This window comes from Acetivibrio straminisolvens JCM 21531, from assembly GCF_000521465.1.
Taxonomy (GTDB): Bacteria; Bacillota; Clostridia; order Acetivibrionales; family Acetivibrionaceae; genus Hungateiclostridium; species Hungateiclostridium straminisolvens.
In genome coordinates this window covers 1-16,205 of sequence record NZ_BAVR01000079.1, presented here as the reverse complement: position 1 = coordinate 16,205, position 16,205 = coordinate 1, and the positions used below count along the sequence as shown (strand labels likewise).

The 16,205-nt window shown below is 37.2% G+C and carries 7 protein-coding genes and 4 pseudogenes; all 11 read right to left on the bottom strand.

The annotated features are described in order from the left end of the window. A partial coding sequence (locus tag JCM21531_RS15350; RefSeq protein WP_038291162.1) for a hypothetical protein occupies positions 1-475 on the bottom strand: 475 nt, incomplete at its 3' end. A gap of 242 nt (positions 476-717) precedes the next feature. Further along, a pseudogene (locus JCM21531_RS25205) lies at positions 718-2,905 on the bottom strand (family 10 glycosylhydrolase). Positions 2,906-3,140: 235 nt separating this feature from the next. Then, positions 3,141-5,479: pseudogene (locus JCM21531_RS24635) on the bottom strand (vitamin B12-dependent ribonucleotide reductase). A gap of 282 nt (positions 5,480-5,761) precedes the next feature. Next, positions 5,762-7,023: pseudogene (locus JCM21531_RS15335) on the bottom strand (putative glycoside hydrolase). A 204-nt stretch (positions 7,024-7,227) separates the two neighbouring features. Continuing rightward, positions 7,228-8,475, bottom strand: a complete 1,248-nt coding sequence (locus JCM21531_RS15330; protein ID WP_038291160.1) for a putative glycoside hydrolase — start codon at positions 8,473-8,475, stop codon at positions 7,228-7,230. Between the two features lie 170 nt (positions 8,476-8,645). Next, entirely contained in the window at positions 8,646-9,605 is a 960-nt protein-coding gene (locus JCM21531_RS15325; protein ID WP_038291158.1) for a DUF6263 family protein, read from the bottom strand. A 135-nt stretch (positions 9,606-9,740) separates the two neighbouring features. Then, positions 9,741-9,998, bottom strand: coding sequence for a carbohydrate-binding protein (locus JCM21531_RS15320; RefSeq protein WP_131464540.1), 258 nt, complete (start codon positions 9,996-9,998; stop codon positions 9,741-9,743). A gap of 66 nt (positions 9,999-10,064) precedes the next feature. After that, positions 10,065-10,727 (bottom strand): helix-turn-helix domain-containing protein, encoded by a 663-nt coding sequence (locus JCM21531_RS15315; RefSeq protein WP_038291156.1) that lies wholly within the window; start codon positions 10,725-10,727, stop codon positions 10,065-10,067. Positions 10,728-10,918: 191 nt separating this feature from the next. Then, positions 10,919-11,727 (bottom strand): annotated as a pseudogene (locus JCM21531_RS15310) (copper amine oxidase N-terminal domain-containing protein). A gap of 238 nt (positions 11,728-11,965) precedes the next feature. Next, positions 11,966-14,653 (bottom strand): hypothetical protein, encoded by a 2,688-nt coding sequence (locus JCM21531_RS15305; protein WP_038291155.1) that lies wholly within the window; start codon positions 14,651-14,653, stop codon positions 11,966-11,968. Between the two features lie 43 nt (positions 14,654-14,696). Then, positions 14,697-15,467: a copper amine oxidase N-terminal domain-containing protein gene (locus JCM21531_RS15300; RefSeq protein WP_054847136.1), complete on the bottom strand. Its 771-nt coding sequence runs from the start codon at positions 15,465-15,467 to the stop codon at positions 14,697-14,699. Positions 15,468-16,205 lie beyond the last annotated feature (738 nt).

Here is a 16,205-nt window from a genome sequence, read left to right as displayed (position 1 = left end):
TTCCATCCCATTCATCAATTCTCTTGTTAAACTTCTTGATGATCTCATCCGCCTTATCCCGAGAGAGTTTGCCTTCCTTGACCTTTTTATCGATTTTTTCTTTCAATCCTTTTTTAAGTTTTTCCCTCTTTTGCTCCGCAGTAAGTTTGTTAAACTCCTCAATTTCTTTAATCTTCGCATCTATTCTTGCATTGAGGTCATCTGCTTCTTCCTTTGTAATCTTTCCTGCATCCAAAAGCTCCTTAACCTTTGCCTTCTTCTTTTTAAGCCTTTCTATGGGATCTATTTGAGTATCGGAGCCTTTGTCCTTTGCTCTGTCTTTATTTATTTCATTTCCGCGTTTTTGCTCACAGTGATTCTTCTGCTGAGTTGTATCAGTTTTCGGCGTCTCTGTAGCTCTAGGAGCCGCGAAAACAGAAACGGAAGACAAAACAGCCATTATGGCAGTTGTAATCACAATTTTTGAAAATTTCACTTTTACACCTCCTCAAAACTAGTATAACCACACTGCGCAAAATAATTATCATGCTTTGCTTGTATTCATTTCGCAAATATTCCGATTATTATCAGTAAGATATGGTTATATTTTTTGATTATGAAAAACTTTATCTTAATCAGAGTATTTCAACAAGGCAAAAAAACACTTGCCGCTTTAAAAAGAAAAAAGATGCCCACCACTTATAAAAAGTAGGGACATCTATTTTCTCTCCTGCCTTGTTATAAATACTCAATATTGGTTAACAGCTTTGATATTACCACCGCAATTTCAGCCTCGTAGCCAGGCTTTTAGGATGTATTTTCCCGTCAAAACCGTTGACAACTCCAGCTTTCGTAAGTATAGCCACCGCTTCCTTTGCATAGCTGCTTATACTGTTTGCATCACTGTAATTTTCAAGGAATTGCTCATCGGCTTTGTCAATCTTTGCCGCAGCTGCGTTAAGAGCATTGACCACTATAACCATCATGTCCTCCCGGGTTATATTGGCATTGGGATTAAAATTCCTTCCGTCTCCCTTCACAATTCCCAGCGCCTTGGCAACTCCAACCGCCTCATAGTAATATGCATCTTTTTTGACATCTGCGAAATTCTCTTCAAAATCAGCCTCCAAATTCAGCGCCTTGATAATCATAATGGTAAAATCGGCTCTTTTCGTGTTCACTCCCGGGTTGAACATTCCATTTTCGTCACCCTTGACAACTCCTTCATTATAAAGCATGTCAATTGCATCGACAGCCCAAGAGTATTTCATGCCAACATCCGGAAAGTATTTAGACTGGTTGGTGCTAATCGCAAGTCCTTCACTCTCGTTGTGCAGCCTGTCTAAGGCAGTAACAACATAATATACGCTGTCAGCGTTTAATACCCCGTAATCTACGAATTTCTGCACACCCTGGCTGTTTTTTCTGACAGTGGCAATAAGCTTGTATGCACTGTTATCAGAGGTAATGTCCATCTTCTCCCCGGTATTAAAGCGGTAAATTGCATAATACGCGGTATCGGGGTCATTATCCGTCCATGAAATTTCCACTCCATTGGAAAGGGTATTTAATTTCCCCAGTATCGGTGTGTCAGGAGAACTCCCGCCCTTCCACGGCATTACCGGAATCAGGCTTTCTTAGACCACAGGTCATTTTTTACGGCATTCACCGCTTGCTGTTTGCCTGAATCCTTAAAATTCATAAAGCGAAACATAACAGTACCCATTATCTCAGGTTTTACCGCATTGAATTTCAACTGCCTTGTCAACTCCGGCACAGCATTTTCGCCTTTAAAATATTGATCACTGTCATCGTTTATCTTATAAAACGCCTGACCGATATAAAGATGCACATTTCTTCCCCTGCATACATCTGCCCACCACGAAGCCACTTCTCCATAAGGTGCTCTAGGGTTTGCAAAAGTGAAATAAATCTGGGGAGCAATATAGTCTATAAGTTCTTCTTTTACCCATTTTTTTGTATCGGCAAAACAGCTATCATAGTTTGTAAAACTTGCATTGGTATTGGAACCGTCACTATGCCCGTCACTCTTATTTCCCCATACCCCAGATGGACTAATACCGAATTTAACCCATGGTTTTGATGCCCTTATCTTTTGCGAAAGCTCCTTTACCAACAAATACGTGTTATTCCTTCTAAAATCGCCTATATTGGAAAACTGTCCTTTATTATATTTGTTATAGGTATCCTGATCCTTCAACTCACCCACATATTGCTCGTAGTAAAAATAATCATCAAAATGTACTCCATCCACATCATATTTTTTCACCACTTCCATGACACGGTCAATTACCCATTGCCTTGCTTCAGGTATCCCCGGGTCAACCACAAACCTGCTCATGGACGTCTTAATCCATTCGGGATGCTCGTTGTACACGCTCTTTGGAATTTTTAAAGATGAAATGGTTGAATCGTTTGTATTCATCGATACCCTGTAAGGATTAAACCATGCGTGAATCTCCAGGTTGCGCTTGTGGGCTTCTTCAACGGCAAATTCCAACGGGTCAAAGCCGGGATCCTTTCCAAAAGTTCCCGTCAGATAGCGCGACCAAGGTACTATATCCGATTTGTAAAATGCATCCCCCTCCGGGCTAACCTGGAAGAAAACAGCATTTAGATTCATAGCCACTGCATTGTCTAAAATTTCCACAAGTTCTTCCTTGCTTTTTCTTATTCTTTCTGAAGGATTCTCAATTTTTCTGGTATCAACAGACGGCCAGTCAAGATTTACAACAGTACTAATCCATGCCCCCCTAAGATGCCTTTTTACAACCGGTGTCTCATTGGGTATATACTTTTGGTACGGGCTCCAAGGCTCCGTCTTTGCACCACTGAACGTAAAAGTACAAACTATCATGAGAAATGACAATAAAGTGCAGATAAGTCTTCTGTAATGCTTTTTCATAAGAATTTTTAACCCCCAAAATAAAAAATGATATTTCCCTACTCACAATGTTATGTTTTCGGGGCATAGAAGTCAACCTGAAAATCTTGTTCATTATGTTTTTTATTCTATGTAACTTCTTTTTTCTCTCTTGGCATCTACCTCTTTCATTTCTCTGCAAAAGGCCAAAAATAAAGGAATGCCGCAAAACCAATTAAGTTTGCAGCACTCCTAATTTAATCTAAACCCAAAATAATCATCCGCATTTTGAATATCCGCAGCTTCTGCATACTACGCAACCGCCTTCGTGTTCAACCTTTTTGCCACACTCAGGACAAACCGCAGTATTTCCATTTTCTGTATCACCTTCCAGCTCAGCAACCTTGAAATCCGCTTCGTCGTTGAGCGTTTCTTCCAGTTTATAATAGGTATTAGCCGTAGGGCGCTGAAATTTCTGCTCCTCTGTAATAGAAATCTCACCGGCCGCATCTTTCTGTCCGTTCTGGATTTTCGCAACCTTTTCAATGAGCCTTCCGATAGCATCGGGACAGGACAGAACCTTTAAACCTTTCTGCCTTATTGTGGACGGACACCTTATCCCTTTAAGCTGCTCAACAATGTATTTGTAGTCAACTCCCGAACGAAGGGCAATAGATACAAGCCTTGCCGTAGCTTCCGACTGTGAAGGACATCCCCCTGCCCGTCCGGTATTTGTAAACACCTCACAAATACCGTAATCATCATAATTTACTGTTATATATAAATTTCCGCAGCCTATTTTCACTTTTTCGGTAAAACCTGTTGCAATCTCCGATCTCGGCCTTGGGGCTATGCCCGATACCGGCTTTGTTGGCTCTTTTTCTTTGGAATCACTTTCTTCCTTGCCTTTCACTTTTCCGATATTAAGTACCTGCAAGTCCCTGCTGCCATCCTGTATATCGTTATGCCTTTGCAATTTGTCTTGTATGCAAGCAAGAAAGCATCGGAAACATCCTTGCGGGTTGCTTCATTTCTCAAATTAACGGTTTTGGACACCGCATTATCGGTATATTTCTGGAAAGCAGCCTGCATTCTAACATGCCAGTCCGGCGAAATGTCATGAGATGTAACAAACACATTCTGAATTCTCTCCGGTATTTCACCAAATCCTTTTATTGTTCCCCTCTTGGCTATCCTTCTCATGAGTTCGTCAGAATAAAATCCCTCATTTTTAGCTATCTGCTTAAATACCGGATTTACCTCAATGAGCTCGTCATTATCCATTACATTTCTTATATACGAAATAGCAAATAACGGCTCAATTCCGCTGGATACACCCGCAATAATACTCAACGTACCTGTAGGTGCTATGGTCGTGGTAGTGGCATTTCTCACCTTTATCCCAAGATTCTTGTAAATACTCTTATCGTAGTAAGGGAATACCCCTTTCTTTTCTGCCAGCTCAATTGAAGCCTTCCTGGACTCGTCCTGTATAAAATGCATTATCTTTCCGCAAGATCTATGGAAATCTGAGAATTGTACGGGATATTCAGTTTGCAGAGCATATCCGCCCATCCCATAACTCCCAAACCTATTTTTCTTGTTCCTCTTGTCATTTCATTGATTTCAGGCAAAGGATACTTGTTCACATCTATAACATTGTCAAGGAAGTGAACTGCCTTCCATACCGTATTTCTGAGCTTATCAAAATCAACTTCCGGTTTTCCTTCAACGTACTTTATCATATTGCTTAAATTGATTGAACCCAAATTACATGCCTCATAAGGCAGCAAAGGCTGTTCTCCGCAGGGATTTGTGCTTTCAATCATACCTATTTCGGGAGTAACGTTGTCCCTGTTTAACCTATCTAAAAAGATTATCCCAGCTCACCGTTGGTCCATGCCATATCAACAATCAAATCAAATATCTCTTTTGCATTACGTTTACCGACTATGTTACCTGTATGAGGCTCAACAAGGTTGTAATCCTCATTATTTTCAACTGCATTCATGAATTCTTCAGTTATACCCACACTGATGTTAAAGTTTGTAATATCGGAATTGTTCTTTTTACATGTTATAAAATCAATAATGTCAGGATGGTCTACACGAAGTATGCCCATATTGGCACCCCTTCTGGTTCCTCCCTGTTTCACAGCTTCTGTGGCGGCATTAAACACCTTCATAAAGCTCACAGGTCCGCTGGCAACCCCTCCGGTGGAATTTACCGAAGAGCCTTTTGGCCTTAAGCGTGAAAAACTAAAGCCGGTGCCTCCACCGCTTTTATGTATAAGAGCAGCATTTTTTATGGTTTCAAATATTCCTTCCATTGTATCTTCTATAGGTAGAACGAAACATGCACTTAATTGTCCTAAAGGTCTTCCTGCATTCATAAGAGTGGGTGAATTCGGCAAAAAATCAAGACTTGCCATCATGTCATAGAATTCCTGTTCAATACTTTTAAGCTCATCTTTCGATACATATTCTTTATCAGCAGCTGCAACAGTCCTGGCAACCCTCCTAAACATTCCCTCCGGGTCTTCCAACAGCTTTCCGTTTCATCTTTGGCAAGATACCTTTTTTCCAGGACCTTAATTGCGTTTTCGGTTAAATTCATTTCATATTAGCCCCCTCACCAATTCACTACATTTTGTGTAGCTTCTTATAGCGTCATACAGTATATTGTATCATTTATCCTTTACAAGTCAAGCTCAAAAAAACCGTTTTTACGAGAAGTTTTTTAATTATATAACGAGATATTAAACTAAGATAGGTAAAATTGAATTATTAAAATTTTTCCTCTTTCATTTCACTCTAGGTGGCAAAAAAACAGATAGCAAATGATGACTCCATTTGCTATCCGCAATAATTACATAATACTTTTTTTAAAGTAAAAGGTTTACTCTTTCAAAAACGCTTCTTCCGAATACGTATTGTTCGCATCCCAGAATATCCACTCTTCATAGCCGGCATCATAAACAGCCTGAATTTGCTCTCTTACCTGCTTAGGTCCATAGCTCTGGTAATAGCCTTTACCAAGCCATGATGCCGTAAAGTCTTGAATATAAGCCTTACATCAGCTTTACTGCCTTCGACCTGTTCCAGTCTGTCTTTGCACTTAACAAGACTTTGATATACCACTCCATAAGGATCAAGGTCCGGTTTCATAAACTGAACACCGTTAACTTTCTGGCCAACAGCATAGTGGGACGGATATACCATAGGCGAAATGTAATCCACATCTTTTACTATTTTTTCAAGATACTGTCCAATGTCTTCCGTATCCGCCGGGCTTTCCAGTATTATCCCAAATACGTCCGCCGACAGAACAACTCCCGGAAGCTGTTCTCTTGCATAAGCTAAAAACTCATTTATTACTTCATATTTTTCCTTTCCGCCGGTATTAAAGTTCATAGATTTTTTGCTTCCGTCGTTAGGAAATCTGATATAGTCAAATTGGATTTCGTCAAACCCTTTTTCAACGGCTTCTTTGGCTATCTCAATCAAATAAGGCCATGAATCCTTGTTATAGGGGTCCAGCCATGTAAGATTGTGATTGTCGCGCCACGAACCTCCATTCACACTCTTAACCGCCAATTCCGGCTTTTTGGAGGATAAAACAGGATCCTTAAAACATACAAGTCTTCCAATAACATGAATATTATTATCATGAAAAGTTTTTAATACTTTGTCCGCATTGTACTTAGTCTTCCATGCACCGATTTCTCTTACAGCCGGTACATTTGACTCATAGCCAACATATCCGTCGTCATCCTTGATGTCTACAACATAGGCATTAATTTCCGTACTATTTGCAAGATTAACATAATGCTGAACTCTTTCGTCACTTCCCACAGTCCATCCTGTAAGATACAGAGCTTTTACCTTGATATCCTTCTTCACAGGCTTTACATCTTCTCCGGAATTGCTCGGTACCGGGCTTGCTTCTTCACCTGGTTCTGAAGTTGTCGGAACATCACTATCCGGGTTACCATCATTGTTTGCTTGACCGTTGTCGGTTGCTTGTGCTGTAGGTGCAGGATTGTTTACTTCGACATCTGCACCTTTGCATGCTGCTAAAGAAAAAACAAATACAAAGACCATCAATACTACTAAAAAATACCTGTTTCTTAAAGTTATTTGTGCGTTTTTGGCTGACATATTGACCCCCCGTTGTGTTTTTTTGGTTTTTTAATTAGTTGCATATACTTTTGCTATTATATTATTAAATTATAGCATAAATATATTTGTTGTCATTATCAATAAATACCATATTAAATCTTTGTACAGGTTATTTTGCCGTTACATATTCAATAATACTATTTAGACGTAGAAATATCGATAAAAGTTTAATTTATTTTAAAATTATTTTCTGGAAAATGCTGACTCCGTATATGTGTTTGCCGCATTCCAAAATATCCATTCTTCATAGCCGGCATCATAAACCGCCTTTATCTGCTGTCTTATCTGCTCGGGTCCATAATGCTGATAATAACCTTTGGGAAGATATGAAGCTGTAAAATCCTGAAGATACGGTCTTACTTTTGCTCTATATCCCTCTACCTTTGATATCCTGTCCTTTGTTTTTAAAAGCACATTATATACAACTTCATACGGCTTTAAATCCGGTGCAGTAAAAAGTATGCCGTTAATAGACTGGCCCTTCCCGTTTCCCATCATTCCATGGGATGCATTGGCATAATGAGAAGGATATATCATTGGAGATATATAATCCACATCCATTCCTACTCTTTCCAACACCTGTCCTATGCCTTCCGTATCTCCCGGGGTCTCGCAAACAATAGCAAATATATCTGCCGAAACCGGTGCCCCCATTTTATTTATTTCATTTGCTGCCTCCTTAAGAAAACCCGAAATTGCATCAGCCTTTGACAAAGGATTTTCCCCGTAATCAACTTCGTTTTTTCCTGCAGCAGGAAATCTCACGTAATCAAACTGAATCTCGTCAAATCCTTTGCTTACTGCCTCCTTTGCAATATCAATATTGTATTTCCATACCTCCTTGTTATAAGGGTTTGTCCACGCTATACTTCCGTTTTCCCTCCATATCGTTCCGTCCTTGCGTTTTATAGCGAGATCCACCCTCTTTCCGGCCAGGTAATTATCCCTGAAACATACAATTCTTCCGATTACATATATATTGTTGTCATGTAAAAGCTTTATGACTTCATCTACATTATACAACTCGTGATATGCCCCGATTCTCATTACACTTTCCAGCCCGGAAAGATAATTGACCTTTCCATCCTCTTTTATATCCAGAACCACTGTATTTAGCTCGGTAGTATTTATAAGGTTTATAAGCTTTTCCATAAACTTTTTGTTTCCGGCAGAAGTCCCGGTAATATATAACCCCTTTACTTTTACCGGTTCTCTTTTAGGTTGAGGGCTGGGAGGAATCTCTTCTTTGTTGATGTTTTCGTTGTTGCCATTCTCATTTGTCGAAGAATGCCCCAGCTGAATGTTTCCATTCTCATCAATTTTTTTGCTTTTTCTATTTGAGCTATCGCTATAATATATAAATGCATAAGCTGTTGCAAAAACAGCCAAAAAAGCAACCAAAGTCATCAATAACCGTCTGTTCTTAAACATCCTTTTCTCCCATTCCATATGCTATAATATTTTGTTATATTATTTGCTTGGCATGGGTATGTTTAAACATGAAAACTTTGATAATCAGTTCTTTGAAATCAAAAAAGAAGTCAACAAGAACCGGTCTTGTCAACTTCTTTTAATGCCAATGTATTATCTGTGTGTTAAAACTACATTCTAGTTGTTGTATAGGTAATTGTAGTTTTATAATCTACCGGCAATTCTATTGTCTGGCTCTCAATACCTTCCATTGCCGGAATTACCAAACTCATTTTGCCCGATATTTCCTGAGTGATTTGTCCTTCTGATAAAAAGCCGTTTTTAATATTAACTTTTATGTTTCCTGTTACTGTACCCGAAAAATCTGCAGTCATATCCATACCCATATAATCAGCAGAGTTGGAAGAATCAGTTTTTAAATCAGCCTTAACCGAGATATAGGCAGTATCCCCTTCTATTTTGTCTAGAGTGTATGTGGTGGTTACGTTTATATCAACAAAGGATTTTACGCTATCTTCAACAGTCCAAGTGTCACCGGCTTTAATATTTCCTTTATCGGGGAATATCACAGCCGATTGAACAGCTGATTTTATTGATTCATCTCCAAAGCTTTGTTTTAAACTTTCTTTCATCTGCTCCTTTAAAGCCTGTGCTCCTTCAGCTTCACCAAAATCCACAGAATCCACGACTGAATTTAAAAGGTTGTCAATGCCGCTGATTTCCTTAATTTCACCATATTTAGTCATTTTGGCTGTAAAGCCCTTGCCTATAAAACTATTGTATATTGCTGACATCGGATCATCGGAATTGACATTTTTTGAATCAAAGGACTGCGTTGAGCCATTTGAACTCATATCAATTTTTAAAGCATCATATTTATAGTCTGCTGTAATATTACCCTCTGAATCCACTTCATTAACGGTTACGACAAAGTCAAACACCATATTTTGATCGGTCGTTATCTTTTGACCGCTTTGTTCCATATCCATTGTTTGTTCCATCTTAACCTGGTATTTGTAGCTTTCGCCGGCTTTGACATTAACGTACAATGCCAAACCGGAATTACATGCACACAGAGAAAATGCCATTACAGCTGCTATTAGTGCGACTAAAATTCTTTTTGATTTCATAAATAGTATCATCCCTCCTAAATGTATTAGGAGTTAATTATATAATACCTGTAAAAAAAGTCAAGAAATATTTTCAAATCCAAAAAGGCTCTTTGCCCGATTAGTGTTCATTTATCTCAATATTTGCCGGTGTACTTACCCCTGACGCATCAAATGCCTCAAAGGACTTTGCCCCACTTCCGAAGCAACATTTTTAAATACCGGATAGTCACCGTATTCAATATAACCTATACCTTCTCCACCGTCAGCCGTACCTATAACCTGAATAGTGGAAGAACTGAGGTCGTCATATTCTTCGGCTTCAAGTTTTGTAAATGCACTTTTTGTTGATGGAGTCACAGTCAGCCCGACAGTCGGAGTAACTGTAGAATTTGAGCTCAAGTACTCCCTCAACCATTTCAGAGCAGGACGTTCAGTGCCCGATGATGTAAACAGAATTGGAAATTTAAGGTTTTGACTCTACAGTGGAATTTCAAGCCGAATCAATCTTCCCAGCACATTCAGATCCTTTCTGTAAATCGTATCGGTTACTAATCTTCCGCTATTGCTAACAAGCAGTAGTTTGCCGTTTCCAATGTCCTTTATCTGCCTTACTGTCCTCTTACCTTTATAATCAACAAAGTAAATTCCATCCTTATCAATGTCGTGAGTATTGTAAACCAAAGCAAGATCGTCCTTGATAATTCTAAAACCAGACATGTCGTTATCTTCAATCATCAGATAAAACACCTTGTCTTTCGGAAAGCCTTCAACTTTGTTGTGGATTATAGGCAGCTGCTTTGTATTAATCGCTTTGTCCATCTTATACCGGTATACAGGTACAGGCATGAGAATTCCCGAAAGGGCATCATTCCAAATATCCTGTATAGGCTTCTCAACAACCTTCACCACATTTCCGTCCGGTTCCGGCTTGTTTTGTTCAACTTCATATAATTCCAGTTTCCCCACTTCACCCCGCAATGCTCGGGAAAATTTTTTTACGAGGTCTTCATTCAGTATCCTTCTTCCTGATTCCACATCGATAATGAATCCTTCCGAAACGCCTACCAATTTAGCAAGCTGCTTTTGAGTAATTCCGAGTTCCTTCCGAAGTCTTCCAATCTCCGAACCTAGTCTGCTCATATATTCTTCACCTTTTTCTATGTATAATTTTTGATGTTATGTTTTTAATTGAACTATTTTTAATTGAACTATAAATGATAATATATAAATTATATCAGTGGAAGGCAATTTGAAAATTTGCTTTCCCATTATATGCAATATTAAATTCTATATACCCAATGATATTAGTCTGATAAATTTGATTTTATGTCTTAATAAGGTTTAACTCCTTTTCTGTAAATATAAAGAGTAATTGTAGAACCTCTAATTGGCCATGATTTAGGCATATACATATATTGTCCAGTCTTTTCATCGTAAAAATATCTTTCTTCAATAACATCCGTATCCTTTACTTTTGATCTCACAAGACTCATGATTTCTTTTACCGTATCCTCGCTTAACCTTTGTAACAATATTTTTTCCATGTCATCTTTCTGCTTCTCAACATTTTTTCTTAAAAATGATATTGTAAACGTTACTTCATAACTTGGACTCTCTCTTTCACCTGCAACCGCTAGGTCTATATCCTTTGGTACAATGAATCCAGCCACTTCCCTTGTGTCACCATCATATTCCACTTTACCCGTCTTAACCGTTTCTATGTACACAGTTCTAATTTCAGCTCTCCAACTAACAGTTGCACCAAATGCTTCCGCCACATAACGAGCCGGCACGAACGTTCTTCCTTCTATCAACAATGCCTCCGTATCCATTTGCTTTTTTTGCCCGTTCAGCTCATATTCCTTTTTCCCAATAAACAATACTAATGTCGTTTCATTCATTTTAAATACTGCTTTCTTTGCATTTCCATCCCAAGTTACTGTTGCTCCTAAAGCTTCTCCGATAAACCTAGCAGCGTCTGTGTTCTTCCGTTTGCATCAATGAATGGCTGTGCATCGGGAAAATCCATTTCTTTTCCATCAACAACTACATGAAGAGGAATATTAATTGCAAAGCCTACATTTGTAAATAGAACCATTAACATAAACACTGCTAATATTGTTATCACTATTTTTTTCATTCCTTATCCCTCCAATCTTAATATTGATACGGTTTAGATGGAATTTTACAACAATTTTACACATGTTTCAAGAGTATTAAAACATTTAGTTTGCTTGCGTGAGTGAACAAAAACTCTCAAATATCCTGAAAACAGAAAACCGTGTACCCTACAGATCTAGTACATACGCACTCTTTCAGGGTAACACGGTAAGTTATTGTTATATGTGATATTAACTTTTTAAATTTATACACAGTTATTAACTTATATCATCATATATCGAGCCTTTTACAGTAACCTTAATGCCATCTAAAATGACTTCCTTTAATGAATCATTTATTGATCTGTATTCAACATTAGCAATTTTACTTAAGTTTATAGGAGAAAGCTTTACTCTAACATAGTATTCTCCATCCGGCATTTTGGGATGAGTGTAAAACATTTTATTATTTTCGTTTACTTTAATTGTAACCTTTGTAGTCTCGGTTATTTCATATACTTCTCCTCCTGCAACATATTCTCGATATTTATACTTGTTATAACTGTCTAAGCTGCCTGATAAAGAATAACCTTCCATAGACATTTTCCAAAAATCGTGACTTTTATTTTCATTTTCATCATCATACGGCTTGTCAGAATAATAGGGTATCCTATATTCATTATTTTTGTATTCTTTATGTATATCTATCAATCCATCATCTTTTACAGTCAATACTCCAAGGTCTGTGTAAGGCCCATTTGCAATATTTACAGGCTGATTGCTTGAATTAATATATATTAAGTTTGATTCATATCTGAAGGAGTTGATTAACTCATCTACAAGCTTTTTATGCTCCTCTGTCTCGCCTTTGCTATTCTTATAGGTAACAGTTGTAACCTCAAATGTATATGTACCTGTTGGATTAAAGTAATAGCCTGATTTTATTGGATACTCGTAATTTCTTTGCAGGTTTTTATCTGTTGCAAATACTGCCTTGTCATAAAATGCTTTGTCTTTTTTACCGTCTCTTGCAGCATTCTTAGCTTTTTCGTAATCCTGTTTCATTGAGCTGGTTACATTCCAGTCGATATCAGCACTGCACTGCTGCACGAACTCCCTTTCGTATTTGCCCGGTACAGATTGATATGTAATCGACTCTCCACGGTCATTCAGGTTCCACATATAGCGTATTACGCTAAACTTAATAGGAGTGTTTGTCCATAGGATTCTTGCTTTAAAGTCCGTGTCATAATTATTACTAATTTTATTCTCATATACCTTTTTGCTCAAATCTTTCTTACCGTTATACACATATGTGTTTATTTCTATCGGAGCATTTCCGCTTCGTTTGCTGCTTGCATAACCTGTTTCTACTACATAACCCGAACAGCCTTCAGCTTCACAGTCCTCATGTTTATTACATTTCGTGTTGTATTCATACTTTTTCAATACAGAAATATCATAGGGCGTATCTAAAGACTTTGTTATTATATCAGCCTCTTTATCACTGACTAACCAACTTTTATTTTGAGGATCATCTCCAAAACTACTTCTATAAATTTTAGCTATTACATTCGGCAAACTCACTGCTACTTGGTCTTCATAATCATCGACAGTTACACTCCCAATCTGATGATTGTGTAAGAATTTCGTATTTACATCAACACTAAAAGTATTTACTTTGCCATTCCCACTCCACGAAGCACCACTTGGCTTATTAAAATTAAATATAATATCCTCATTAGCCAGTGGATAGCGTATCTCCCGAGATAATGCATAATACGGCAAATCATATTTCTTGACCGCTAAATTTACAGGTTTTTCTGGTTTAATCACTGTGGAAACGGTATTATTTTCTACATTACTTTCTAAAGGATTTTTTCCGTCTTCATTAATTACAAACTCTACATAGACATCACTACTAGGCATTGTGAACTCAGCATAAAAACATTCTTCCTTATACCGTGCCAATATATCTACACTTCCGCTTTGAACACCTGATGAACCGCCAAATTCAAGCCCATAAATATCCGCATTCAATGGAATACTTTTTCCATCACTATTTTTTGTAGTAATATTCCACTTAAAGTTTACACCCTTCAGATCCGTGTTAAAGTGCGATTTTACTTTTACCCCAATCAACACTTTTTTACCTTCTGTCGTACTTCCGGGAATATTGCTGAAACTAACATCCAAATCTTTTTCATCCATGTCAAACGGCTTTATAAGAAACGACCTATAGTTAAGGTTATTATATCCATTCCAGTAGTAAAATGCTATGCCTAGTCCCCATGCATGTTCTGTCGGAGGCTGAATTATGTATAGAAAGTCTTCAAAATTGTCCTTTAATTTTTCCGGCACATCAACTGCATTTTTTACAAAATAGTTTCTCTCGCCTGTATAAACTTTAACATGATCAGGGTGGAAATAATTAAATTTTATCCATTTATTTATATACTCAAGGACATTGTTTGATAAGGTTTTTTCTACAACAGTTCCATTCTCACTACATAGATACCTTACTTTTGTACCATCAAGCCATGGTTCTTTAACCCACATTTTGTCTTCCGCAGCATAACCTTCATTATCGTGTGGAAAAACAGGGTTCGGGAAAACCGAACCATCTATTGCATATCCCAATGCACGATATTCGTCCTTACCATTAACTTTTTTTACAAAGTCTCTACCTGCTGATGTCGTTTTCTTGCTCGCTTGTATATTATCACCATATACAAATACAGGTCTATTTGAGAAAACATCTAAACCATATTGGGCAAGCTTATCATTTATATCCATCCCATCAATTTGTAGTAAATAATAATTCTCATAATCCATTTTTTTTAATAGAAAATCATTAGCATCATCAATTGCTTCCTTTGCACTCTTATAACTTATTGCATATGTATTCATAAACATATGTGATATTAAAATACACAACGATATTATACAACATAATATTTTTTTCATAGAATCTTACCTCCTCAGAACTTTACAAATTTAATTCCGCGTCCTAAGGTGTAACTCCTTTTTTTAATATATATAAAGTAATTGTAGAACCTCTTATTGGCCATGACTTAGCAAGATAAATATGTTGGCCAGTCTTTTGGTCATAAAAATATCTTTCTTCAATAAGGTCCGTATCTTTTACCTTCGACCTTATAACACTCATGATTTCTTTTACCGTATCTTCACTAAGCCTCTGTAATAATATTTTTTCCATATCATCTTTCTGTTTCTCAACATCCTTTTTTAAAAAACCAATTGTAAACATTGCTTCAAATCTACTATCTTCTTTTCCATCTGCAACCATTAAATCTATATCTTTTGGTACAATAAATCCCCCCACTTCCCTTGTGTCACCATCATATTCCACTTTGCCTGTCTTAACCGTTTCTATGTACACAGTTCTAATTTCAGCTCTCCAACTAACAGTTGCACCAAATGCTTCCGCCACATAACGGGCCGGCACGAACGTTCTTCCTTCTATCAACAATGCCTCCGTATCCATTTGCTTCTTTTGCCCATTCACCTGATATTCCTTTTTCCCAATAAACAACTCTAATGTTGTTCCACTCATTATAAATACTGCTTTCTTTGCATTTCCATCCCAAGTTACTGTTGCTCCTAAAGCTTCTCCAATAAATCTTGCGGGCGTCTGTGTTCTTCCGTTTGCATCAATGAATGGCTGTGCATCGGGAAAATCCACCTCTTTCTCATCAACAACTACACGAAGCGGAATATTAATTGCAAAGCCCACATTTGTAAATAGAACCGTTAACATAAATATTGTCAATATTGATATTGCTATTTTTTCATTTTTTATCCTCCAATCTTAATTTTCATATTGGTTTTATGCTAATAAAATGTTTATATAAAGTAATGGTAATATAAATAAAATACTATAATTTGTCACCTTTTTCAAGTTAGATTTCTTCTCGACACTGACTAATTGCATTACCAAAAGCATCATAGCTGCAGCTGTTTATAACTTTTGTCTACCACGGTTACATATGTATCATCTACAGCTTGCTTCTATGTTCAAAATCAATTTCGTTCTACTCATGTATGCAAATTTGTAAGTTGTACTTTTTTAACTTTTTGCATCCAAACTTCTATCAGTAAAATATTTATATATAAGCTCTCCCTATCATACACCAAAATTACTCTAATATTGGATTGTACAATTCTGAAGATTCGCCACTATACCGAATATACCATGTTTTATAGTCGGTATAATTGAGTTCTCCATCTGAATCAGGTAAAGAAAAAATATTACATCCAAAATGTTCACCATTGTCTCTGTATGTAAAAGCAATTGTAAATGTAACAAAGTTATTCTTATATCTTTGAGCATGATATTTTTTCAAATCGTTAAATACCTTTTCCGACTGTATATATTTTGTCGTCCAAGAAAATTATAATGCTCCCCATTGTCAAGACAATTTTTTTAGCTTTTCTAAGTTAGATCCTCTCTCCCTTAAATTTAAAGATTTTATATTATTTTACAAATGTTAGTATG

Coding starts and splice junctions, on each gene's coding strand:
- JCM21531_RS15330 (WP_038291160.1), bottom strand. CDS start 8,475: ATGTTTAAGAACAGACGGTTATTGATGACTTTGGTTGCTTTTTTGGCT.
- JCM21531_RS15325 (WP_038291158.1), bottom strand. CDS start 9,605: ATGAAATCAAAAAGAATTTTAGTCGCACTAATAGCAGCTGTAATGGCA.
- JCM21531_RS15315 (WP_038291156.1), bottom strand. CDS start 10,727: ATGAGCAGACTAGGTTCGGAGATTGGAAGACTTCGGAAGGAACTCGGA.
- JCM21531_RS15305 (WP_038291155.1), bottom strand. CDS start 14,653: ATGAAAAAAATATTATGTTGTATAATATCGTTGTGTATTTTAATATCA.
- JCM21531_RS15300 (WP_054847136.1), bottom strand. CDS start 15,467: ATGTTAACGGTTCTATTTACAAATGTGGGCTTTGCAATTAATATTCCG.